We start from the raw sequence: 21,426 nt of genomic DNA, 5'->3' as shown, positions 1-21,426 counted from the left end.
AACTCGTCTCCCTCTTTTGGTCAAAGCATTTTAGTAAACTTTCTTGAAAAGCTACTCGCTTCCTTTTCTTCTTTTCTGTCACTCATCTCTAGCCCTTTATTTTCCACGATATGATGATATAACTCATGCAAGACGTTTCGTTTGTTCAGCCCTTTCTTAGTGAAGCATGCGATACCTTCGAAGTAATCACACTCACACGCTCTCATCACCCTTCTACCATTCAGTATTATCTTCATCTTCTGAATTCCATAGTATTCAGTCAGAACATTTACTCCTTTCTGTGCTCCTTTAAGCTCGTAGATTAAGTGAAAGTTCTCGCAGACCTTCTTAGAAGGAATGCGTATGTTCATCGCTATTCCCTCAAGGAATAGCAATTCTAGGAACCCAACTCTTTCTTTCATCTCTCAGAAATTTAGCTAAGAGTAGAGCCTCTTCGTTGATTAGAGTTTCAATCTCCTGCCTCTTGGTTCTTTCAACTTTCGGTCCATTTTCAGTTGCGAGCGAGCGATATCATGCTGACGCTTGCTTTCCATATTCAGGCTCAAGCGTCAGCTATTAAAAGCAGTTGGTTGGTTGGACAAAATTTTAACTCTAAAAGACAAGATAGCACACCTTTCACACTCGACATGCGCGCGCTTGTATGCGAAAAGTTGAATTATGAGAACTGCGTGCTTTTCTTTTATGGACTTAAAATTTTTGCTTGGTGCTATTGTTGTAATTATTCTTTTCTTCTTTGGGATAGTGTTTGCCCTTGCTTCTGCATATGCTCCTATGAGGTTGGCGGTTGCTGCGATTTTGTTCATGGCAGGTTTTGGAGTAATAGCCACTCTGTACATCATTGGTAGGAAACCTACTGAGATAATTCACAGAGTTGAGTTTTCGGGGGAGATGAAGGCTGTCCCCATAAAGTGCCCTAATTGTGGGGCTTCAATTCAGCCCGATAGGATAAAAATTGTAGAGGGTGTGCCATATGCGACTTGCAGCTATTGTGGACACACGGTTGAGGTGGCCGAGGAACCGAAATGGTAAGGCTGCAACTTCCTATGCTTTGCATTTTAATTCTTGTTTTGTCAATGGGAGTTCTCTCTGTGGAAGCTCAGAACCTCGTGTACCATCTGGAGCACGAATGGGTTAAAATATGGATAAACCAGGACGGAACAGTAGACATTCTCTACGACGTCACAATCGTCTGCGATGAAGGAGTACTACACTGGGTTGAAATCGGCCAACCCAATTATGACTTTACAATCGGCCAAGCTTTTGACGAGAACAACAATGAATTGGACGCTGTGGATTCAAGCCATCAAGACGATTACAAAGTGCGGGTTGACGTGGAAGATCTCAACGCTGGGGAAAGCGTTCGATTTAACCTTACAACCAACGTGGGACACATGATATGGGAAGACACGCAGAATCCTGGCAATGTGGGAATGCAATTTACGCCGACGTGGTTTCCTGTGAGAATAGATGATCTTCGCGTCCAAATTGTTACACCTCCCGGAGTCACGGAGAGCAACCTCAAGACATTGACAAGTGTAGAATGGGATAACGCTGATTATGAAGATGGCAACTTCGCTGTTTATTGGGAGCGACACAACCTAGCTCCAAGTCAGAAATATACTTTTGGAGTTTCATTCCCCGAAGAATTCGTTCAACACTACGAGGTTCAACCAAGCTTCCTGCAAACATATGGTCCATGGATCGCTGTTCTGATAGTCTTGTCCTTGATAGTTGGGCTCATAGCAATTGCCCTTCGAAAGAGACCTTATCTTAAACCTATAATGAGTGTGGAAGCTCTTGGGATAAGGCGCGGCCTTACAGCCGTAGAAGCCTCTTATCTCTTCTTAAAACCAAACATGATAGTGACCGAGATTCTTTATAGCCTTTTAAAGAAGAGAGCCGTCTGGGTCACAGCCACCAAACCTTCAGTGACGCTGAGGGTTATGGAGCCCTTCAAGAGTAAAAAACCCAGTGAGCTAGGCGGGACACCACTTCGATACTATGAAATAGATTTCTTAAAAGCGATAAAAGAAGACGGCATGTTAGATGAAGAAATGTTGGCTGAGACGATCTTATTTCTGCGTCGCTCGGTTGAAGAGAAACTTCGGGGCTATTGTAGACGCGACACCATCGACTACTACAGAAAGATAGTTGAAAAAGCTTGGAGACAAGTAGAGCAGGCTGGGACATCGGAGCTAGCCTCCAAAGCGTATGATGAACAACTCCTATGGCTGCTTCTCGACCCACAACACCGTGCGAGAACCGAAACAACTTTCAAGAACCGAGTCTTTGAACCGACTCCTTTCTGGTTCTGGTACTGGTACAGCTATCAGCAGTATCATCCCCGACCTACATACAAACCTAACATAGACGCACCAGCTAAAGCTAAATCTCCGCCCAAGATCCCAGGGGCAGACTTCGCCAACAACATTGCGACAGCAATAGAAAACACGTCTAACAGCATTGTAGCTAATCTTGAAATATTTGCGAATGCAATAATCCCAGCAGCTCCACCTCCGCGGACTTCACATAAACCTGCACACCACGGCTCAAGCTGCGTATGTGCCTGCGCAGCCTGTGCATGTGCCTGTGCATGCGTTTCATGTGCTTGCGCCTGTGCCGGTGGGGGTGCAGGGTAGGAGGTCGTAACATTTGAGTTTCCTTCGGAAAGCCTTCAAACATTCCAAGATCCCTACGGGTCGCTACACGTACAGAGGAGTTGGAGATTTCGCAAGGATGGCCTTGCAGCTTCGAGTGGAGCCCAGCGGCCAAGGACTACTGGTCATCAACGCCAACACCGTTCTGTATCTAAATGAAACCGCAACAGCCCACGCCTACTTTCTAATGCAGGGAATCCCAGTGGAAGAAGCAGTCAAGAACATAAGGAAAATTTATCGTGTAAAAACGGAGACAGCCCGTGAAGAACATGAAAAACTAATTTTTTCAATAAGCACCCTTGCACAAACTGAAGAAGTTTGTCCAATTTCATATCTTGACGTAAAGCAAGTTGAACCCTTCACGCAACCACTGTCTGCCCCCCTAAGAATGGATCTGGCATTAACCTTTCAATGTCAAAACAACTGCATCCACTGTTATGCTGGCGGACCCCACAAAACCGCCGAACTCACAACCCAACAATGGAGAGAAGTCATCAACAAACTGGAGCAGATTGGAGTATTCATCGCAACCTTCACGGGCGGAGAACCAACCCTGCGAGAAGACCTGGCTGAACTGTTAAAACATGCCCAAGAAACAGGCATAGTAACGGGGCTCATCACGAATGGAAGAAGACTACAAAACAAAAAATACGTAGAATCCTTGGAAAACGCGGGATTAGACTTTACCCAAATAACCCTAGAATCACACAAAGCCGTCATCCACGACAAAATCACCGGCAAGAAAGGAAGCTGGAAAGAAACCGTTGCCGGAATCAAAAACGCAGTGAACACACAAATCTATGTTACAACAAACACCACACTCAACAAATACAACGCAGCCGATTTCTTAGACACCATAGATTTCATTAAGAAGCTAGGCATCGCAACTTTTGGCTGCAACAGCCTAATATACTCTGGAAAAGCCATCCAAGTAAGCGACGAATTTGCCCTATCAATTGAAACGTTGAAAGAGCTTCTTCCCAAGATCAGAGAAAAAGCAGGCCATCTTGGACTAAAATTTCTGTGGTACACACCGACTCAGTACTGCCGCCTCGATCCTGTCAAACTAGGTTTAGGTGTAAAATCCTGCACAGCCGCGTTAATTAACATGTGCGTTGCACCCAACGGCGACGTTTACCCATGCCAAAGCTATTTTGAAAGCCTAGGCAACATTCTCAAAGATAACTGGAAAAAAATTTGGAAACACCCCCTCGCCCTACAACTTAGAAACAGAGAATATGCAGAACCAAAATGCAAAGACTGCCCGCAGCTACACATTTGCGGAGGCGGGTGCCCCCTAGAGCTCCAAAAAGACAAATACTTATGCGCTGAAGCCTAACAACATTCATTTACAGACCTACATTATACGTAAAAATTTTGTTAGCTGAAAAAACTGATTTTTGCTTCCTTTTTCTGCAAGGTATCTCAAAAAGAGGCAAATTAGTTTAGCCCTGCAGGTTTGGTGCTCAACCGCTCCAAAATATAGTTAGGTTCAGCGAATAATAGAAGGATTTATTCGAAAGAACCGTTAATCTGGATAGTGCTCCGAGAATGGGCTCCGGTAGAAGCGTTTTGTCTGCCGAATATAGCCCGGTTAAGTATTCCGGCCTTTCGAGCCGGAGACCCGGGTTCGAATCCCGGCCGGAGCACCAATCATATTGTTTAAATCCCTAACTCTCTAACTCTTTTTTTGGGGTGTAAACTAACATGAAACGACAGGGAACACGAGAAGAATGTATCGTTTGGCAAGACTTAGGCGTATCTAAAGAGTTATGCGTAGACGTTCACCACTGCGAAAAATATGAGCAATGCAAACAAGCAGAGCAGGAACGAATTACAAAAATAATCGCTGAAGAAGAAGGAAAAAGCTCTTGTTCGCCCTAAGAAGCGAATCAGTCAATAACCTCCTCTTTTTCTGTCGCATATAAGCAGACCGCTAATTTCTGCCGAAAACAAAGCTTTCACTTGTTAGGGATTTGCACTTTTTTAACGAATCTCGACCGGAGCACCAATTTAGTTAAAAACCAAAAAGTAATAGGTAACTAACAAATATGATTCTGAGAAAAGGTGAGAATTATGGAAAGATGGTTTGCAAGAAGGCGAAAATCTAGGGTTCTTGAACTTGCAGATAGACAGATGATTCTGGCAACAGACACGGTTGTGGATTTGCGGAAAGCCGTGGCGGCGGCTGCGAAAAACAGCAAAAAAGAAGCTGAATCTCACATTAGGCATTTGTCTAAAATTGAACACGAGATTGATGAGCTGCGAAGGACAATTTTTGAAGAACTAACGAAAAACACGATGCCTCCTCAAGACCGCGAAGACATAATGCATCTTGTTAAAAGATTGGACGAGATGGCGGACCATGTTAAAGATGCGGCGAGAAGCGTTGATATGATACTTAAGACGAAGATTCCAGAGATTTTCTGGAAACCCCTTGTTTGCATAGCAACCAAACTAGTTGAATGTGCAAAGATCTTGCGTCGAGCAATTGAAGCGCTTGGAACAAACCCACCTGAAGCAAAAAGACTTGCAATAACGATTGACAAAATAGAGGGCGAAATCGACGAAAAATACCAAGAGATAAAGGAACTTCTTCTTCAACATTCAGACGAAATGAACGCGGCAACAGTGCTTTTCCTTCGAGACTTGGCAGAAGAAATGGAGCATGTAGCCGATTCATGTGATGACACTGCAGACTACGTGAGAATCCTTGCGTCTACAAGAGAATTCTAAGCGTTGCCCCCTGTTTGAAAACCTCGATATACGCCTTGAATGAACAGAAAGCGAGAGAGAAAAGTAAAATTGCCCAAATTCAAAGTAACAATCCTCGATAAACTTTCGTCTCATCGAACAATCGCATACAGCATCTACGTTGGAGCCATACTTTTCTTTCTCGTGTTGATTCTAGTCCCACCTATTTTCGGAATAGGCCTAAAATGGAACCTGATTGGCGAAATTACTGAAAACCCGGAGTTAATGTCCAGAGCGACTAATGCCATTTGGGCTTCCTTTGGAGTTGCCATTTTTGTTTCCATAATCGACCTTGTCGCTGGAATACCTACAGCTTGGTTTATTTCAAGAGGGAAATCCAGATGGATAAACGTTGTAGATACGCTCGCGGACATTCCTTTTGTGGTTCCCACCGTTACTCTGGGTTATTCTCTGCTTTTATTTTGGAGTGGTCCTCAAGGGATTTCGTCGCTTTTTGGTGGCAGTCTGATTTCTCCAGGGTGGCTTCTCGTAATACTTCTTCACTTCGTTTTTTCTTTTCCAGTTGTTGTACGGGTCATGGTTGGAGCGCTTCTCGATTATCAGCGTACTTCTGAAGAAGCAGCTAGAACTTTGGGAGCTTCAACTTTCACCGTATATAGAACTGTAACCTTTCCAATTTTGAAGCCTAGTTTGATTGGTGCTTTTGTGTTGGCTTTTGCTCGGTCAATTAGTGAAACTGGAGCAACTATGATGGTGGCTGGGGCGTTTGAAAATGGCGCTATTTTTGTGAAAAACATGAAAATTGATGGTCAGCAAGGTCCACTGGTCTTCGTAAGCCTAATACTAATACTAATTTCATGCGCAATTTTCGGTGTGATCCTTGTTCTTGGAAAGAGGTTACATGTGCCAATTCGACGTGTTTGGCCTTCATTTGAGCGAAATCTGAGTTCAAAAGGCGTAGCTGCCACCCGAGACACCTTAACACTACTAGTCTTCTTTTTGTTAGTAATCATTCCTTCACTTTTCGTAGCAGTACCTACCTTTACAGCGATAATGGATGGCACCATAAACAACGCAGTTTCAGGTTCCGGAATTTGGCAAGACTACTGGTCAAGTCTGGGCTTGTCATATTCTGTCGCAGCACTCGTCACATTGCTAAGCATCTTAGCTGGGCTGCCAATGGCAATTCTGATTGCGCGAAAAAGAATGGGAAGATCTGTTTCAGGTGTTCTGGACATTCTCGTTAACATTCCAATAATCGTGCCTTCTACGGCTCTGGGAGCTTCTCTGAGTATTTTTTGGACTAATTTTGCGTTCGTGCCAGAGATAGTCTTGCTAATCTTGGCCCATCTTTCAATCACTTATCCCTACTTCGTAAGATCTATGACCGCAGCAATAGAGCGTACAGACATAGAATTAGAAAATGCTGCTCGCATTCACGGAGCCAAGCCTTTTGCAGTGTTTCGAACCATAATTCTACCCTTGACCAAGTATTCATTGCTCGCTGGCGCCATCATGGTGTTGACGAGAAGTGTAAGTGAAACTGGTGCAACTCTAGCAGTAGTGTCTCAACTTAAGACAGCACCAGTGTTGCTTGTGGACTGGGTTCGAGAAACAATTCCCGCAACTGCTTCAGATGTTGGGTTAGGCTGCGGAATCCTTATTGGGCTTTCTTTTATAGTGTTGCTTTTCCTTAAATTAGGAGTTGGGAGGAAAGCTGTCTATTAGATATGGATGGTGAGTGTTGATGCCGAAAATACAATTGAAAGGCGTAACAAAACGTTTCGGAAAGAAAATCTTGGCAGTTGACAACGTCAGCCTAGAAATTCAAGATAAAGAATATTTTTCCCTCATAGGACCAAGTGGCTGTGGAAAAACAACACTACTCAGAATGATTGCAGGCCTAATTCAACCAACCAAAGGAGAAATTTACATAGACGACACCTTAGTCAACGATGTCCCTCCAGAAGACCGAGGAATCGGCTTCGTTTTTCAAACTTACGCCTTGTTTCCCCACATGAACGTTTTCGACAACGTAACCTATGGGCCTAGAGTAAAGGCTTGGGAAGAGAAAAGGGCTGCACGCCTCGGCCGCGAAACACTGGAGATGGTAAAACTGGACAAACGTGCTGATGCTTATCCCCACGAGCTAAGCGGTGGTATGATGCAACGTGTCGCGGTGGCAAGGGCATTAGCTGCTGGCTCTAAAATTCTGTTATTAGACGAGCCTTTAGGCGCTTTAGACGCGAAAATTCGTAATGAACTTAGATACGAGATAAAACGACTTGTGGAAGACTTGGGATTGACGGCTATTCACGTCACTCATGACCAAGCGGAGGCCATGGCTATTTCCGACAGAATTGCCGTTATGAAAAAAGGTCGCATATTTCAAGTGGGAACGCCTTACGAGCTATATATGAATCCTCAACAGATTTTTATAGCCAACTTTATCGGAGAATCCAATTTCCTCGAGGGACGAGTGATCGGAGTGGAAGATGACAAGACCATTGTAAAGTTACGCGGTGACCTGAAAGTTGGCGCAAGGAAAAATGAGGCTTCTCAGATAGACGAAAGGATTGTCTTGGCAGTTAGACCCGAAGCTTTCGAGATAGTGAAGGGACGGAGAAAATTGGTCAACGAATTAAATGGAGTTATTGAAAAAGTTCGATTTGAAGGAACAGACATTCGCTACGAAATTCGCTTAGCTAATGACGATTCCATCACTGTTGTAAGGCCAAGTTTAGGAGGGGAATGGCTCAAAGAAGCTGATGAGGTAACGGTTGGGTTTTCTCCTGAAAAAAGCCAAATGTTCTTGTATCCACCAAAGGGCTTAATAGCTGAACTAGAAGTAGGGTAAATCCTGAAGGGCGCTATAACGCAAAGTACGCAGAGCTAATAACAAGCCTTTGGCTATTATTCGTACCTTTTTAAGTATAATGGCTTGATGGCTTCGTGTATTTTCTCTTCTTGAGTCATGTCCTTGAGACTAATCTTAACTGTTTGCTCTTGCGCATCCACATAGTTTCTTTCAGTTTTAATTTCTTGTTTAATTTTCTCTATCAGTTGAACACTCATTGTCTTCCCACTCAATTGAGGTCCCCCACTACTTGACAAAACTGCATATTCTAAATAATCGCATTTCGAAGGTGTAAAACGCTTTGTATATCTCCAACAGGACTAACCACACTTCTTGACCAAATGAAGACAACTAACGCTCCTCTCCAAGTTCGTGAGCGTGTTTTGAAAGTATCGGTCCAACGCTGCTTGCTTCCTCTACCACTGGTAAGATATTCTTAAGTTTTTGAAAGTATTTTTGCGCTCTCAATGTTTTGAATACTGCTAATCCTCTTTCATTAATGGCGTAAACTGCCTTCTTTTTGTTTAAAGCGCGTTCTTCAACAAGCTTGTGATAAAGCAGAAAATCCAAGTACCGCTTCAACGTGCTACACTCTATGTCAGCCTTATACGAAATGTCTTCAAACTCTAGAGGTTCAGGAACTAGAGTTTCAAGAATGCTTAAGTACTTTTCCAGTCTTGAACGGGACATTGCATAATCTCTCCTTTCTTATGGTTCATCACTGCGAATAAATCTCTTAAGAAATCTGAGTAAATATTTGAAATTCACTTTCTCGAAATTGCATTGTTCAAATTCCTATTATTATACTTCAATGTTAAACCGATTTGCCAAGGTAGATTCTAAAAGCAGACAACATAACCCACGACACAACTGCCACCGACGATATGGTTTCAGGCACAGCAACTCCCGCACCATAAATCCCCGCAAAATACAAAATCCATGAACCTAAACCAATCGTGAACGCCGCTAAGGCTAGAATAGACTTTTTTTCTAAGGCGTAGGTGATAGAGGCGAAGCCGAATGACACAAAAAATAATACTGATACCCGAAAATGGAGAAAGACGTACACTTCATCAAAAGTCGCGACCAACTGAAGCAGAAAAGCCGAGATTAACAAGCAGTAGCTGGCATATTTAGCATGGTCCCTAAAGGCTGTGATTGAATAAATCATAATGAAGAACCCCGCCAGCAATAAACCGAAATTAAATAACGGCGCAACATCGCTTCTAACAGCATGCCCAAGATCGCTTAAAGCGTTGACCGACCAACTAAACCAAGGCGACAGCACTATAGAGACAATGATGAAAAGATAAGCCACTATAGGTCCAACAACGCCAAACAGGGCATAATTCCGCTCATTCATATCAATCACCTCAAGTTGTCACGTTTTAACGATGACAATAATAGGCGGTAATCAACCCTTCCTTCTTACGGTCTATTCTCACAAAACCAAACCGTTCAAACTGCACAATAGTATCAGTTTGCAGTTGTTTACAACCCTCTTCAGCCAAACCCTCAGCAACTGAAGCGTCAGGTAACACCACTTGGCACCTTGCATCTGCGTTTTCTGGAATCCAGTGAATTAATGGCGCCTTAACTTTCCTCGCTTCTTTATACTCTTGACTGTGAAAAACTGCTTTCACAACATCTTCTTCCAAACTGCTTATTCTTATGTTGAATAGCTCCATAAACCGAATAACTTGATCTTTCCTCATTTTCTCAACATCTTTATTTGCTATCCAAAACTTTGCAACACTGCCTTTTGGTTTAACATTGAATCTGCGAAAGCCCCTTTCAGGATAGTCAGGATGCAAAGGAATTTTTGCGACAAATGATTTGGGAAGATTGCTCACAATTATTTTCCCAGGGTTGTACACAAAGAAGTAACGGTTCGCTTTAGGCTCAATGATCCTTCTGTTGTGCGAATACATGTTCTCCCAGCTAAGCGTTATGTCTTGCGTCTTAGGTCCAACATCAATCATCAACTGCTTTATCGCATCTGCTTGTATGCCTCTCCGTCTAAGCGCCGCAAAAGTCGCTAACCTTGGATCGTCCCAACTCTTATAGACTCCATCACGCATTCCCTGCACGATCTTTGACTTACTTAAAGATGCCCCAGTGATTTTCATACGTCCATAATGAATTGCCTCTGGATACTTCCAGCCAAAATAACGATACATAAACTCTTGCCGAGTCTGATTAGTCAAATGTTCTTTTCCACGTATTATATGCGTTACACCCATGAGGTGGTCATCTACGCCACATGCGAGGTTGTACAGTGGCCAGACACGGTATTTGCTGCCGACACGGGGATGCGGAAAAGTCTCGGTGTCGATTATGCGTAGCGCTGGCCAATCTCGAACCGCTGGATTTGGGTGCGTAAGATCTGTTTTGACGCGTACAACGGCCTCTCCTTCTTTGCAAGTGCCATCAAGCATTTCGTTCCAACGTTTTATCTGTTCTTTGGACGGCAGACTGCGGCATGAGCATGGCTTCTTGGCTAAAATCAATTTTTTGAACGTTTCGGATTTGCAGGTGCAGATATAAGCATTTCCTTCTCTAAGTAATCGCTCTGCATATTCGTAATAGATCAGTAAACGGTCACTTTGAATGAAGTACTCATCGGGTTTGCATTTTAGCCATTCCAAATCTTCTTTTATGGAGTCGTAAAACTGTAGCTGTGGACGTTTCAGTTTTGGATCTGTGTCTTCGAAGCGCACGAGAAACTTTCCCCCGTACATTTTTGCATATTCGTGACACAGAATTATGGCTCTTGCAGAGCCAAGATGGATCGGAGCGTCGGGGTTAGGAGAAAAACGTGTCACAACCACTTCATACTTGTCTACGTTCGGCAATGGTGGAAGTCTCTTCTTCTCTTCTACTTTCACTCGTACAAAAGCTTCAGGCCAGTTCTCCTCTACAATTTCTCTTTGATCTTCGAAACTAAGGTTGTTGACTTCTCTAAGAATCTGTACCGCAATAGGTGCTATTTCCTTGGCCTTTGCTCTTAAGCTTGGCATTTCAGCTAGTAGTTTGCCGATAACTGGTCCTTGCTGCGCCTTTCCTTCATGCCTAATGGCGTTTAGCAGTGCGATTTTCTTCATCTTTTCTCTGAGTTCAGCGTTAGAAGACAATAAAGTCACTCAAATTCTCAAATTTTTCTTTGGATAAGATAGTCGGCGAAGGCTCTTAATTTTTCTTTTGCAGTTGAAGCGGGCAGTAACGTGTCAACGTTGCTCCAGCTTTCTCCCACAATTTTGCGTGCATGCTCTTTTGCGTACTCGATGGAGTTGTACCTCGCCATTATGGCGATGGCTTCGTCACGTAGCTCTTGCTTGTTTGTGTGCATTCTCAAAATTTCTTGAAGTCGTTTTTTGTCTGTGAGCGTTGCTATTTGTAAAGTATGGATAACCATCAATGTGCGTTTGCCTTCAGAAATGTCCATTCCCCGCGCCCCTTTCTTTTCAGCAAACTCTCTTTCAGTTAAGTCTAAGACGTCATCTTGTATCTGAAAAGCCACGCCAACAGCCTCTGCGAAATATCCCAGCTTTTCAGTTAACTTGTCATCAGCTCCTGATAAGACTGCAGCTAACTTCGCCGCTATCCTCGCCAAAGTTCCAGTCTTATAAGCACACATTTGCAAGTAATCTTGTTCATCTATCTTGTCTGCGTCTGCTAAGCCTCTGTGCCACGCGATGTCCATTGCTTGACCAAAGCTTAGGCTAATCATTTCTTGCACGTAAATCTCGTAAGCCTTGTTTAGCATGGTTGTTGGGATTTTGTCTCGGTTTTTAATGAGAGATAGAAGGGGGAGATAGCACATGGCGATGCCAGCGTTTATTGCTATGTCTAGGCCAAACAACTTGTAAGTGCATGGTTTACCTCTCCTCAATTCCGACTGGTCCTCTATGTCGTCTATCATCAATGTTCCGTTGTGTATGACCTCGGGGATTATGGCGTATTCTAGGAAGTCTTTTGGATTCTTTCCTAATGCTTCACAAATTAATAGGAATAGGCTGGGTCTCCAACGTTTTCCACCTCGGTTAAGAAACTCCCAAATGGGTTCTGCGACTGCCTTATTCAAGGCGCCAAGATTATACGCATATCTCGGTGGATTAAGAGCAAAGACAACTGCGTCTTCCCTGAATTCTCTCGGAATATACTTTTCAATCATCTCATCAACGATGGCAACCTGCCTTTCTAGAAACTTCTCAACCTTAATTTCCATAGTTATCGCCTTGCATACAATTCAGGTTTGAAGCCTCGCTTTTCTAACCAATCTGCTGTCTCTCCTAGTAATATCAAGGGAGCTTTCTTCATTTCGTCCAATGATTCTGCGCCGACGAGGAACATGGTGTTTCTCAATTCTTCGATGACGAAATTCAAGACTTTTTTCACTTCGCTTGTGCTCTTAGTAGCAGGACGTAGTATTGGAGTAGACATGCTGGCTAGACTTGCACCCAACGCCAATGCCTTTGCTACATCTATACCTGTTCGCACCCCGCCCGAAGCCATGACCGTAAGTTTTGTGGATTGGCTGACTTCTACCAGGCTTGCAACAGTAGGTATACCCCAGTCCCAGAAACTCTCGCCCAACCGTTGTCGAAACACGTCTTCAGCAGTTTTTGCTCGGTAATATTCTACAGCCGCCCAACTTGTCCCACCAGCGCCAGAAACATCGATGCCTTGTACTCCAGCCTGTTCAAGTTTCTTCGCAGTTTCAGCGGATATACCTGCCCCTGTCTCTTTTACAATTATGGGTAATTGAAGCGCCTTCGTTATCTCTTCTATTTTTTGAAGGACACCAACATAATTTGCTTCACCTTCTGGTTGGATTGCCTCCTGCAGTGGGTTTAGGTGAATTGCTAAGGCGTCTGCTTCAATCATTTCCACCGCTCTTTCAGCTTCTTCAACACCATATCCTTGCACAAGCTGAGATGCTCCAATGTTGGCAACCAAAAAGGCCTCTGGAGCCTTCTTCCTAACAATTTTGTATGTTGACTCTAGTTCAGCTTCTTCTATTGCTGCTCTTTGGCTTCCAACACCCATCCCCAAACCGAGCTCCTCAACCGCTTCAGCGATAAAAGTGTTGATTTTTGCGGCCTCTTTTGTACCTCCAGTCATGGCGCCAACAAAAATCGGAGCGGAAAATTCGTGATCGAAAACTCTCGTAGTGAGACGGATTCTATCGCGGTCGATTTCAGGTAAGGCTCGGTGCACGAAGCAGACGCTTTCAAAACCCGTGGCAATCCTTCTAGCGTGCACATTTTCCTCCAAGGAGATTCGTATGTGATCAGCTTTTCTATTCTCCGTTTGACCTGGCAACACATTTCACTCTTTTTCGATTAATGTTGCGATTACTTCCTCTTCCTTAAGCGCCTTGTAAATGTTGCCTTCCTTCGCAGCATTAACAACTATCGCTGGAATGTCAGCATTAATAGCTGGTATCAACTCCAAAATCTTGCCCAACATGCCCCCAGTCACGTCGGTTACTTTTGCTTCTTCAATATTATGTAGAAGAGCTTTCAACCTCTGCAACGTAATATGTGGTATCAACTGTGCAGAAACATCAGTCTTCGGGTCAGAAGTGCACAAGCCATCTACGTCTGCACCAATAATTATCTTATAAGCCTTGAATCTTGTCGCCAAGGCAGCAACCAGTTGGTCACCAGAGAGTATTGTGAATCCAATATTGATGTCGAGAATGACATCTCCAAAAAGCACGGGCACAAACCCCGTGTCTAGAAGCCGTGTCAACGTGCTGTCATAGAAGACTTGGATTCGACCAGCCTTCGTAATTATGAAGGATGAGGGAGAAACAGAGAAGGCTGCGATATTATGGCGTATTAGAGCGTCCACAACATGTTTATTTAGTTCCAGCATGGCTTGATGTGTTTTTGAAAAACCTTCAATTTGTGACTGCTCTTCGTAGCCTTCTTTGATCTTGTATTGTTTTGCTAGAGGGTGACCGAAGCTGCCGCCGCCGTGCACTATAATTAGTCGCTCAACATTTGCGTCAGCTATTTCCTTTGCCAGCCGTTGTATGGCGTCTAGATTTTGGGTCATAGGTTTTTCTTTATCGGTTATCACGGAGCCACCGAGCTTCAAAACAACTAATTTGCCTTCAGCCTTGCCCTTAAATTTTGGCTCCGTCCGCAGTTCTTCTAGCAACAAAAGCCCCTCCGTCAGCTTGCTCTATAGCCTTTTTGACGCGCTTTAAATTCTTCGGTTCAGCCCAAGCTATTATGCACCTATTTCTATCTCCAGCCCGTTTTGTGCCTAAAAACCGGGCCGCGAAGCATCAACCATCTGAACTCATTGCTTCTTTATTGTGACAACGCCATTCTCTAAATGAACGAAATCTCCTGTTCTTATTTTTGAAACATCAATCTTATCAACACAAGGAATTTCTGAGATTATAGCACCAACAGCGACCACAGTTTCACATTCTTTGTTTATGATTCCGGCAGGAGCCATACCATTCTTTTTCATTCTGTAGAGTGTGTAGGACCCAACGGTTGATCCTTTTCCATTTGGGAAAACTAACATTCTAGCTCTGACTCTTTTTCCTTCCAGTTCATGCCCTTTTTCTATTATCTCGCTGGTATCTGGGTTAACCCCGCCATAAAATGAGATTGGTTGTGATGTGCTCAGGGCTTCTCCTTCTGCAACTCCCTTTGAAATGGTTCTTCCTCTTAACTCCATTTTCCTTTCACCGCAGCTTCTATGCATTCTTCCAGACTTCCCATTTTTGTCATCATATCGTTATGTTTTGAGTAGTAGCATCCTTTTGCAGAGGTTGTTGCGACAGATCGAAATTTTCCTCTCAGTGGAGCTACAGCCATGCAAGTGTCACAAGCGAATTTCCCCCCAGCCCTTTCGATTACTTCAGTGTAACCTCTTTCATCTGCGATATGTTTCACAAATCTTGAGCATGCGACCCAGAATTCGGTGTTTGAAGATATATTCTTGTTTTTCAGCAGCTTTGCTATTTCAGCGATTTCTTTAATTGAGCAGTGGGGGCAACCAATGCAGACTAAATCGACGGTGCAAAAGTCGTCATTAATGCTTTGGTATGCTTCCTCTATGTCCTCATTCTCAATTGTGATAGTCTCTCTAGGGGGTTGATGTTTTTCGGATCCAGGGGTTATTCCCCTCATATAGAACAGGGGTTTTGAGCCATAAGTCACCACGGAGGCACAGAAAGATTTCAACTCATCTAAATTAGCATCTTCAATGCCAGTTACGTACGGGATTTTGTTTTCTGCTTTCTTGCCAATACAGTAGCCAAGAGCTCCCCAATCTGAGATTTTTTTCAATTTTGCAGCTACGTGCACACGAGTGTCTGGTGCTCTGTTCTCGTCCAGATGAAGTCCATAGTACGGTGTTTTGCCAACAAAAGCCGCCGCAAGAGCTGATGGGCCTCCTTCTCTATTTGTCTTTGCTCCGATAACAGAGTTGGCAAAAGTAACTGCAGAGGATTCCGACCAAGCAATATGCTCTCCGTATATTGGTAGGTTACCTATCAGGTAAGGAGTACACGTACAAGAGATGATTATGCCCATTTTCTTGAAGGCGTCGATGACCAAATTCTGCTTTCTTGCGAACTCCTCGTCGATCCCGAGCTTCTTCCAATCCTTCAGATCCATTCCTGCAGGATTCAAAGTTGTGAGCACTCTGACTTTCCCGTCTTCTGCCAATTCGTTTAGAAATTCCAGACCAGCATCTCCGAGGTTATGGTATGATACACCTGCCACTTGAACAGAGCCTACTTTTATGAGCTTTTCAGCGCCGTAGATGTCGCCTAAGGCGACGAGTATCTCCATGGATTTTTTTACTGCGTAGCCCTCTTCTCCCTTCAGCATTCTCTCTTCTTCTTTCGTGAGATACATAAAATCACAAGAATTTGCCTAGATCAACTTCTCTGTATTCCTCTTTCCTGAAGCCTTTACCTGTTTGTGTGAATGGAATCGTTGCGTCTAATCCCATCTTGCATGTTATCGCTTTTTTTCCTTCAGTCAAATCTCCAGAGGGATCAAGAGAAGATCCTCTTTGTTTTGGTAGGATAACAGCATCTTCATCTGCTTGAAATCTAGTTGCAATTGCCCACTCGACTTCATTCGGATCATAGATATTTATGTCGTCATCCACAACAACACAGTGCTTCAATGATCTGTGACCTTTAAAAGCCGCTCTGATCGCTTTTTTTCCATCATCTGCGTTCCGTTTCTTTATTTGCACGACTGCATGCAGCCAGCTGCAACCACCAATAGTTATGTAAACATCCTTGCATTCACAAACTTTGTTCGTTTCATTGAAGATAGTTGGTTCTCTGGGCATTCCCATTAATAGCTTGTGTTCTTTTCTTCCAGCAAGTATGGTTTGGTAGATGGGCTTTTCTCTAGAGGTCATGCAGCTTATTTCTATTACTGGTTGCTGTCTTACCTTGTCGAGGATTCCTGTGAGGTCTAAGAATGGCCCTTCAGGTGCTCTTTCTTTCGTTATTCTTCCCTCTAATACAATTTCACAGTCTCTCGGGACCTCGAGATCAACGGTTTTACATTTCACCAGTTCCGTTTTTTCTAGCACATTAGCCATTCCTAATTCGTCGACGCCTTTCGGCAGAGATGTGGAAGCAGCTAGGAGAACGGCGGTTGAGTTTCCTATGCACATCGCTATCTCAAGTTCGCCACCAGATTTTTTCAGGGCGGTGTCCGTTCCCCTATCTTCGACGATTCTGGCTACAAACTTTTTCCTATCCAGCAGCATCAACCTGTGGAAGCACATGTTTCTACCCAATTCAGGGTCCCTTATTATCGCTATGGCGGATGCCACATATTTTCCACCGTCCTTTTCTGTGTACTTCATTATCGGGAGTTTTGTTAGATCAACATCTTTCTCAACGATTTGTTGGCATTCTCCCTTCTTCACAACATTCGGAGACGGAAAAGGCTTTTTTATCGCATTAGATAGCTTGTGCAGCAATTGCCTCCTTTCTACGTTTAGAGCTTTGGCGACCAACTCTTTTGAAGAGACGAGACCAGCTACAACAGGGATGTTGGACTCTTTCACTGTCTCAAAAAATATGGGCTTTTCCTTGAGGGCATCTATAATTCCCGCCAGTTCATACTCAGTCGAGACTTCCTTTCTTACTCTTGTTAGTTCTCCTTCTGTGTCAAGTTGTTCCAAGAAACGTCTAAACCCCAATTTTCTCCCTCCTTCTTTCTAATAGGTCCTTTTTTTCTTTATATTTTTGAATCCCAATTTTTGTTTTCAACACCTTAAATCCTTCATTTTCAATTGTTGTTGCAACCTTTTCCTGCAATGTTCTCCCAGGGGTTAAGGCTACCATGCAGCCTCCACCGCCACCCCCCGTGAGTTTTGCTCCAAACGCTCCTTCCTCTCGAGTTAAGTTTACCAAATAATCGAGTTCTTCACAGGAAACTTCAATTTCCTGCAGTAGACGATGATTTTCGTTCATCAACTCCCCAACTTTTCTTATGTCAAAATCTTCCAAGGCTTTCCTTGCTGTGAACACTAACTCTTCTGTTTGCTTAAACAGCCGATCGTATTTTTCTGCATTCTTTTTCCTTCTTGCTGCAACCCCAGCAACCATTTCCTTAGTGTCAGCTACGATTCCTGTGTTGCCTATGACAATTTCAACAGGTCCTTCTATACTCAATTTCTTGATTGTGTTTGGTCCTCCACATAGAGCTCTCTTGAACCAAATCAATCCCCCATAAGTCGCTGCAGTATTGTCAATGCCTGAAGGGGTTCCAGCGTAAGCTTTCTCAGCCTCATAGGTAATATCATTGATTCTTTCATCGGACAAATCCAATTTGAATTCTTCTGCTATGGCTCTGGCAATTGCAACACTGCTCGCAGCAGAAGCACCGATTCCACTGAAACTAGGGAGGGTTCCTCCCAACCAAATCTCTAAAGAGGCTTTTTCCAGACTAACGCCCATAGCTTTGAGCATTCGATCTATTGAGTCTTTTTGCTGAGTCCTTTTCTTTTCAGCATACCCTTTTGCACCCTTTCTTTCATCTTTCACCACTATTCCTTCTCCAGCTTTTCTTGCTTCTGCGTAAGCTGTTGAATCAATTGCGGAAACAATTCCTGGGACACCGTAAACAACGAAGTGTTCGTTGAACAGGATGACTTTTCCGAAGCCCGAACCTCTTCCCATTTGAACTACCCCTAGAAAGGATTATTGCTAAGAAATAAATAAAACACTTTTTAGAAGCAATAGAACACATCAACGAAATTTTGCTTCAGTCGACTAATCTTTATGGAATAAGATGGATTTTGTAGCCAGCAACAGGTTGCCTCTGCCTGCGCGAGTGCTAATTCTATTTTGTTACAGCGACTGAGGCGTAACCGACTACGGCTGAATAATCTCCTGTAACGTCACCACTTGTTTTATAGCAGAGTATTTGACCTTTCGTGGCACCAAGTAGTTTAGCTGCGGTAATAAGAGCCACGACAGGACCGTACCCACAAGCAGTTATATGGTTACTTTCAACAATTGAATAAAACTCTTCTTCATCCAGTTTTTCTAAGGCACTAAGTGCTTTCTTATCTTTCTTTGCAGCTGTTTCATGGGGCTCATAATGGGTCATATCCGTAGAGGCGATGATTAACGCGTTTTTTCCATCCAAAGCCTCTGCTACAGCCTGACCTACTTCGCAGCTGGACTCAAGATCCTGCATGAGAAAGCTTATGGGTACAAACTTGAACGCTGAGCCGTAAAGATATTGAAGAAAGGGAAGTTGAACTTCAATTGAATGCTCGTAAGTATGTGCCAGCTCATCCACGTCAATAATTTTTGACTTGCACAAAATCAGATTCACTGTCTCTTCGTCAATTTGCACATCGCCCAAAGGTGTTCGCCAACCCCCCTCTTTCATAACTGCTAATCCGCTACCTTGTCCCCTATGATTTGGGCCAAAAATCACGACGACATCTGGTTTGCCATCAGCCGCCAAGTTATAGTAAGAATGGGCAGCCACTGGACCCGAGTACATATAGCCAGCGTGGGGACAAACTAAGCCAATGATGTTTCTTGAACCCTCTCGTGTAATTGGAGTTTTTCCTGGACCTAGTCTATGCGTGAAACAGTTTTTTATCTGCCTTTTTAGCGCTTCTGCAGTGGCAGCGTAGAAGCTTCCTGCCTGGCATGGTCTTCTTACTCTCACTTACGTGCCCCTTCAGTTGGCTATCTTACTTGTGATATTTTTGCTTCAAAGTCGTCAATGGACGATTCCATGTCTTTATCAGGTGCTAACTCTCCCTTCTCACGAAGTACTTGCCTAGCCAGCATCCAATAAATAACCGCTAAGGCTCTTCTGCCTTTGTTGTTCGTTGGAATCACAAAGTCTACGCCGGAGAATTCGTTGTCAGTGCTGCATAATGCCACAACCGGGATGCCCATGATTCCTGCTTCTTTTACAGCTTGAACATCAGCTTTTGGGTCTGAAACAATAATAACTGCTGGTTCGAGGTGATTTTGATATAGAGGGTTTGAGAACAGTCCAGGAACGAATCTCCCTACAATAGGTGTTGCTTTTGTTGCCTCGCAGAACTTCTTTGCCGGATAGCGTGCGTAGAGTCGGGCTGCGACAGCAGCGATTTTTTTAGGTTCAAATCTTGAAAGAAACTTTGCTGCAATGCGTATTCGTTCATCTGTTTGCTTAACATCCAGAACAAATAAGCCGTCAGGTCTTACGCGATAGATGAATTGGTTCATGTCTTTTGCTTTCATCCGGGTTCCAATGTGGATGCCTGCGGAGAGCATCATGTCGCGTGGCAGTAGGAGTTCTTCTTCACTTGCTAACGAGATTTCTTCGTCAGTTTTCTCTTGAATGCTCGTTTTTTCGGTGTTTTCAGTTTTTTCGATATCTTCATTTTCTGACAGGGATATTTTCCTCCTTTAATGGAATTTCAGCCATTTTTGCTCTTTTTCCAAGCGTGTCTTCTATTCTGATAAGTTCGTCGATTTTTGCGATTCGGGCACCTTCAACTACACCTGTCTTAATAATGGGGCAATGGAAAGCGACTGCTAAATGAGCGATTTCTGCATTCACAGTGTCACCTGACCTATGTGATACTACAGGTGTGTATAGTGCTTCTTTAGCCATTTTTGCGGCTTCCCAAGCGTCGGTGAGTGTTCCTACCTGATTTGGTTTTATTATTATCGAGTTTGCAGCGGCTTCCCTGATTCCATGTTTAAGTCGTTTAACGTTTGTAACAAATAGGTCGTCGCCGCATATGAGACAGTTGCTGGTTATTCTTGTTAGCCACGCAAAATTTTCGAAATCTTCTTCGTGAAAAGGGTCTTCCACATAGATCAGGTTGTATTTTTCGATTAATTCTAAAACGTATTCTACTTGCTCTTCTTGTGTTCTTTCAATTTTTTCATGAGAGTAAATGTAACGTTTCTTTTTTTGGTCCCAAAGCGATGATGCGGCGATGTCTAATCCTACTCTGCATTCGAATCCAAGTTGTTTTGAAACGTCTTCACATGCTTGCTTCATGAGTTCCAAGGCGTCGTTGTTGTTTATGTCGGCGATCCACGCGCCTTCATCACTTCTTCCACTGGTAAACGTTTTCTTGGTTTTTCTGAGAATTTCGCCCACTTTTCTGTGAAATGCCACGTTGGCTTTAGCGGCATCCCAAAAAGAGCTTGCATGGATAGGCAAAACCAGAAATTCCTGTATGTCTGGGGCTCTACCGTGGGCGTGTTTACCTCCGCTTAAGACGTTCCCTAAAGGAAATGGAAGTTCATAAGCAAGGTAGCCTCCGAGATATTCATATAAAAACACGTGATGAGAGTCGGATGTTGCCTTTGCGGCGCACAAGGAGACTGCATAAGCAGTGTTTCCTCCTATTCGGCTGAAGTTTTCTGTCCCGTCGATTTCGTGGAGAAGGGAGTCTATTTCTTCTTGTTCATCTGCATTCATGCCAATTAGTTTAGGTGCAATTAATTTCTCAACAATCTCCACGGCTGCGTCTACATCGTCTTTTGGGTAATATACAACTTCAGCTAGGCCTTTACTTGCTCCTGCTGGCGCTGCGGTTCTTCCGAAACCAGATTTAGTTACTATGTCCACTTCTATTGTTTCTTCTCCGCGGCTGTTGAAAATTTTGCGCACCGTAACTTCTTTTATTTGAGTGGACAAACCTTGGTGATTCCCC

The 21,426-nt window shown here is 43.6% G+C and carries 22 protein-coding genes and 1 tRNA gene; 8 read left to right on the top strand and 15 right to left on the bottom strand.

Annotated elements, in window-relative coordinates; all coding sequences use genetic code 11:
• Window positions 1-20 precede the first annotated feature (20 nt).
• Window positions 21-401: a hypothetical protein gene (locus KAU88_07315; protein MCK4478317.1), complete on the bottom strand. Its 381-nt coding sequence runs from the start codon at window positions 399-401 to the stop codon at window positions 21-23.
• Between the two features lie 280 nt (window positions 402-681).
• Here KAU88_07315 and KAU88_07310 point away from each other — a divergent pair, with 280 nt between their 5' ends.
• The 8 genes from KAU88_07310 (at window position 682) to KAU88_07275 (ending at window position 8,229) form a co-directional block, all read left to right on the top strand.
• Window positions 682-1,029: a hypothetical protein gene (locus tag KAU88_07310; GenBank protein MCK4478316.1), complete on the top strand. Its 348-nt coding sequence runs from the start codon at window positions 682-684 to the stop codon at window positions 1,027-1,029.
• Between the two features lie 59 nt (window positions 1,030-1,088).
• Complete coding sequence (locus KAU88_07305; protein ID MCK4478315.1) at window positions 1,089-2,639, top strand: hypothetical protein; 1,551 nt, start codon at window positions 1,089-1,091, stop codon at window positions 2,637-2,639.
• A 13-nt stretch (window positions 2,640-2,652) separates the two neighbouring features.
• Window positions 2,653-3,996: a radical SAM protein gene (locus tag KAU88_07300; protein MCK4478314.1), complete on the top strand. Its 1,344-nt coding sequence runs from the start codon at window positions 2,653-2,655 to the stop codon at window positions 3,994-3,996.
• A 216-nt stretch (window positions 3,997-4,212) separates the two neighbouring features.
• A tRNA-Glu gene (locus KAU88_07295) sits at window positions 4,213-4,309 on the top strand.
• 55 nt (window positions 4,310-4,364) lie between these two features.
• Complete coding sequence (locus KAU88_07290) at window positions 4,365-4,541, top strand: hypothetical protein (GenBank protein MCK4478313.1); 177 nt, start codon at window positions 4,365-4,367, stop codon at window positions 4,539-4,541.
• A 192-nt stretch (window positions 4,542-4,733) separates the two neighbouring features.
• Window positions 4,734-5,393, top strand: a complete 660-nt coding sequence (locus tag KAU88_07285; protein MCK4478312.1) for a DUF47 family protein — start codon at window positions 4,734-4,736, stop codon at window positions 5,391-5,393.
• A gap of 69 nt (window positions 5,394-5,462) precedes the next feature.
• The gene (locus KAU88_07280) at window positions 5,463-7,100 is read left to right on the top strand and encodes an iron ABC transporter permease (protein MCK4478311.1); all 1,638 of its coding nucleotides are present in this window, start codon (window positions 5,463-5,465) and stop codon (window positions 7,098-7,100) included.
• Between the two features lie 19 nt (window positions 7,101-7,119).
• The gene (locus KAU88_07275) at window positions 7,120-8,229 is read left to right on the top strand and encodes an ABC transporter ATP-binding protein (protein MCK4478310.1); all 1,110 of its coding nucleotides are present in this window, start codon (window positions 7,120-7,122) and stop codon (window positions 8,227-8,229) included.
• Between the two features lie 56 nt (window positions 8,230-8,285).
• Here KAU88_07275 and KAU88_07270 read toward each other — a convergent pair whose 3' ends face one another.
• From KAU88_07270 to eno, 14 genes are all read right to left on the bottom strand, one after another.
• The gene (locus tag KAU88_07270; protein MCK4478309.1) at window positions 8,286-8,447 is read right to left on the bottom strand and encodes a hypothetical protein; all 162 of its coding nucleotides are present in this window, start codon (window positions 8,445-8,447) and stop codon (window positions 8,286-8,288) included.
• A 133-nt stretch (window positions 8,448-8,580) separates the two neighbouring features.
• Window positions 8,581-8,919 carry a hypothetical protein gene (locus tag KAU88_07265; GenBank protein MCK4478308.1) on the bottom strand — a complete coding sequence of 113 codons (339 nt, stop codon included), beginning with the start codon at window positions 8,917-8,919 and terminating at the stop codon, window positions 8,581-8,583.
• Between the two features lie 124 nt (window positions 8,920-9,043).
• The gene (locus KAU88_07260) at window positions 9,044-9,592 is read right to left on the bottom strand and encodes a DUF998 domain-containing protein (protein ID MCK4478307.1); all 549 of its coding nucleotides are present in this window, start codon (window positions 9,590-9,592) and stop codon (window positions 9,044-9,046) included.
• Window positions 9,593-9,617: 25 nt separating this feature from the next.
• Window positions 9,618-11,333 carry a glutamate--tRNA ligase gene (locus KAU88_07255; GenBank protein MCK4478306.1) on the bottom strand — a complete coding sequence of 572 codons (1,716 nt, stop codon included), beginning with the start codon at window positions 11,331-11,333 and terminating at the stop codon, window positions 9,618-9,620.
• Between the two features lie 47 nt (window positions 11,334-11,380).
• A complete protein-coding gene (locus tag KAU88_07250) occupies window positions 11,381-12,457 on the bottom strand; it encodes a polyprenyl synthetase family protein (protein MCK4478305.1) in 1,077 nt (358 codons plus the stop codon).
• A 2-nt stretch (window positions 12,458-12,459) separates the two neighbouring features.
• Window positions 12,460-13,554, bottom strand: coding sequence for a type 2 isopentenyl-diphosphate Delta-isomerase (gene fni, locus KAU88_07245; GenBank protein MCK4478304.1), 1,095 nt, complete (start codon window positions 13,552-13,554; stop codon window positions 12,460-12,462).
• A 6-nt stretch (window positions 13,555-13,560) separates the two neighbouring features.
• The gene (locus tag KAU88_07240; GenBank protein MCK4478303.1) at window positions 13,561-14,400 is read right to left on the bottom strand and encodes an isopentenyl phosphate kinase family protein; all 840 of its coding nucleotides are present in this window, start codon (window positions 14,398-14,400) and stop codon (window positions 13,561-13,563) included.
• 144 nt (window positions 14,401-14,544) lie between these two features.
• Window positions 14,545-14,934 (bottom strand): DUF126 domain-containing protein, encoded by a 390-nt coding sequence (locus KAU88_07235; GenBank protein MCK4478302.1) that lies wholly within the window; start codon window positions 14,932-14,934, stop codon window positions 14,545-14,547.
• Complete coding sequence (locus tag KAU88_07230; protein ID MCK4478301.1) at window positions 14,925-16,121, bottom strand: aconitase X catalytic domain-containing protein; 1,197 nt, start codon at window positions 16,119-16,121, stop codon at window positions 14,925-14,927. Before KAU88_07230 ends, KAU88_07235 begins: the two co-directional genes overlap by 10 nt.
• Before the next feature lie 4 nt (window positions 16,122-16,125).
• On the bottom strand, window positions 16,126-17,436 hold the full coding sequence (locus tag KAU88_07225; GenBank protein ID MCK4478300.1) for a UbiD family decarboxylase: 1,311 nt from the start codon (window positions 17,434-17,436) through the stop codon (window positions 16,126-16,128).
• On the bottom strand, window positions 17,426-18,418 hold the full coding sequence (gene mvk / locus KAU88_07220; protein ID MCK4478299.1) for a mevalonate kinase: 993 nt from the start codon (window positions 18,416-18,418) through the stop codon (window positions 17,426-17,428). The genes KAU88_07225 and mvk overlap by 11 nt, the downstream gene beginning before the upstream one ends.
• Window positions 18,419-18,581: 163 nt before the next feature.
• Window positions 18,582-19,427 carry an AmmeMemoRadiSam system protein B gene (gene amrB, locus KAU88_07215; GenBank protein ID MCK4478298.1) on the bottom strand — a complete coding sequence of 282 codons (846 nt, stop codon included), beginning with the start codon at window positions 19,425-19,427 and terminating at the stop codon, window positions 18,582-18,584.
• A 20-nt stretch (window positions 19,428-19,447) separates the two neighbouring features.
• Window positions 19,448-20,152, bottom strand: coding sequence for a 30S ribosomal protein S2 (locus tag KAU88_07210; protein ID MCK4478297.1), 705 nt, complete (start codon window positions 20,150-20,152; stop codon window positions 19,448-19,450).
• A complete protein-coding gene (gene eno, locus KAU88_07205; protein ID MCK4478296.1) occupies window positions 20,133-21,410 on the bottom strand; it encodes a phosphopyruvate hydratase in 1,278 nt (425 codons plus the stop codon). The genes KAU88_07210 and eno overlap by 20 nt, the downstream gene beginning before the upstream one ends.
• Between the last annotated feature and the right edge of the window lie 16 nt (window positions 21,411-21,426).

Source organism: Candidatus Bathyarchaeota archaeon (assembly GCA_023131225.1).
Taxonomy (GTDB): Archaea; Thermoproteota; Bathyarchaeia; order Bathyarchaeales; family SOJC01; genus JAGLZW01.
The sequence above is the reverse complement of the archived record's forward strand: the minus strand, read 5'-3'. Positions and strand labels throughout refer to the sequence as shown.

Excerpts from the sequence above, each read along its gene's own strand:
- KAU88_07315 (MCK4478317.1), bottom strand. The coding sequence starts at position 401 with ATGAAAGAAAGAGTTGGGTTCCTAGAATTGCTATTCCTTGAGGGAATA.
- KAU88_07310 (MCK4478316.1), top strand. The coding sequence starts at position 682 with ATGGACTTAAAATTTTTGCTTGGTGCTATTGTTGTAATTATTCTTTTC.
- KAU88_07290 (MCK4478313.1), top strand. The coding sequence starts at position 4,365 with ATGAAACGACAGGGAACACGAGAAGAATGTATCGTTTGGCAAGACTTA.
- KAU88_07285 (MCK4478312.1), top strand. The coding sequence starts at position 4,734 with ATGGAAAGATGGTTTGCAAGAAGGCGAAAATCTAGGGTTCTTGAACTT.
- KAU88_07275 (MCK4478310.1), top strand. The coding sequence starts at position 7,120 with ATGCCGAAAATACAATTGAAAGGCGTAACAAAACGTTTCGGAAAGAAA.
- KAU88_07270 (MCK4478309.1), bottom strand. The coding sequence starts at position 8,447 with ATGAGTGTTCAACTGATAGAGAAAATTAAACAAGAAATTAAAACTGAA.
- KAU88_07265 (MCK4478308.1), bottom strand. The coding sequence starts at position 8,919 with ATGTCCCGTTCAAGACTGGAAAAGTACTTAAGCATTCTTGAAACTCTA.
- KAU88_07260 (MCK4478307.1), bottom strand. The coding sequence starts at position 9,592 with ATGAATGAGCGGAATTATGCCCTGTTTGGCGTTGTTGGACCTATAGTG.
- KAU88_07255 (MCK4478306.1), bottom strand. The coding sequence starts at position 11,333 with ATGAAGAAAATCGCACTGCTAAACGCCATTAGGCATGAAGGAAAGGCG.
- KAU88_07250 (MCK4478305.1), bottom strand. The coding sequence starts at position 12,457 with ATGGAAATTAAGGTTGAGAAGTTTCTAGAAAGGCAGGTTGCCATCGTT.
- KAU88_07235 (MCK4478302.1), bottom strand. The coding sequence starts at position 14,934 with ATGGAGTTAAGAGGAAGAACCATTTCAAAGGGAGTTGCAGAAGGAGAA.
- KAU88_07230 (MCK4478301.1), bottom strand. The coding sequence starts at position 16,121 with ATGTATCTCACGAAAGAAGAAGAGAGAATGCTGAAGGGAGAAGAGGGC.
- mvk (MCK4478299.1), bottom strand. The coding sequence starts at position 18,418 with ATGGGAAGAGGTTCGGGCTTCGGAAAAGTCATCCTGTTCAACGAACAC.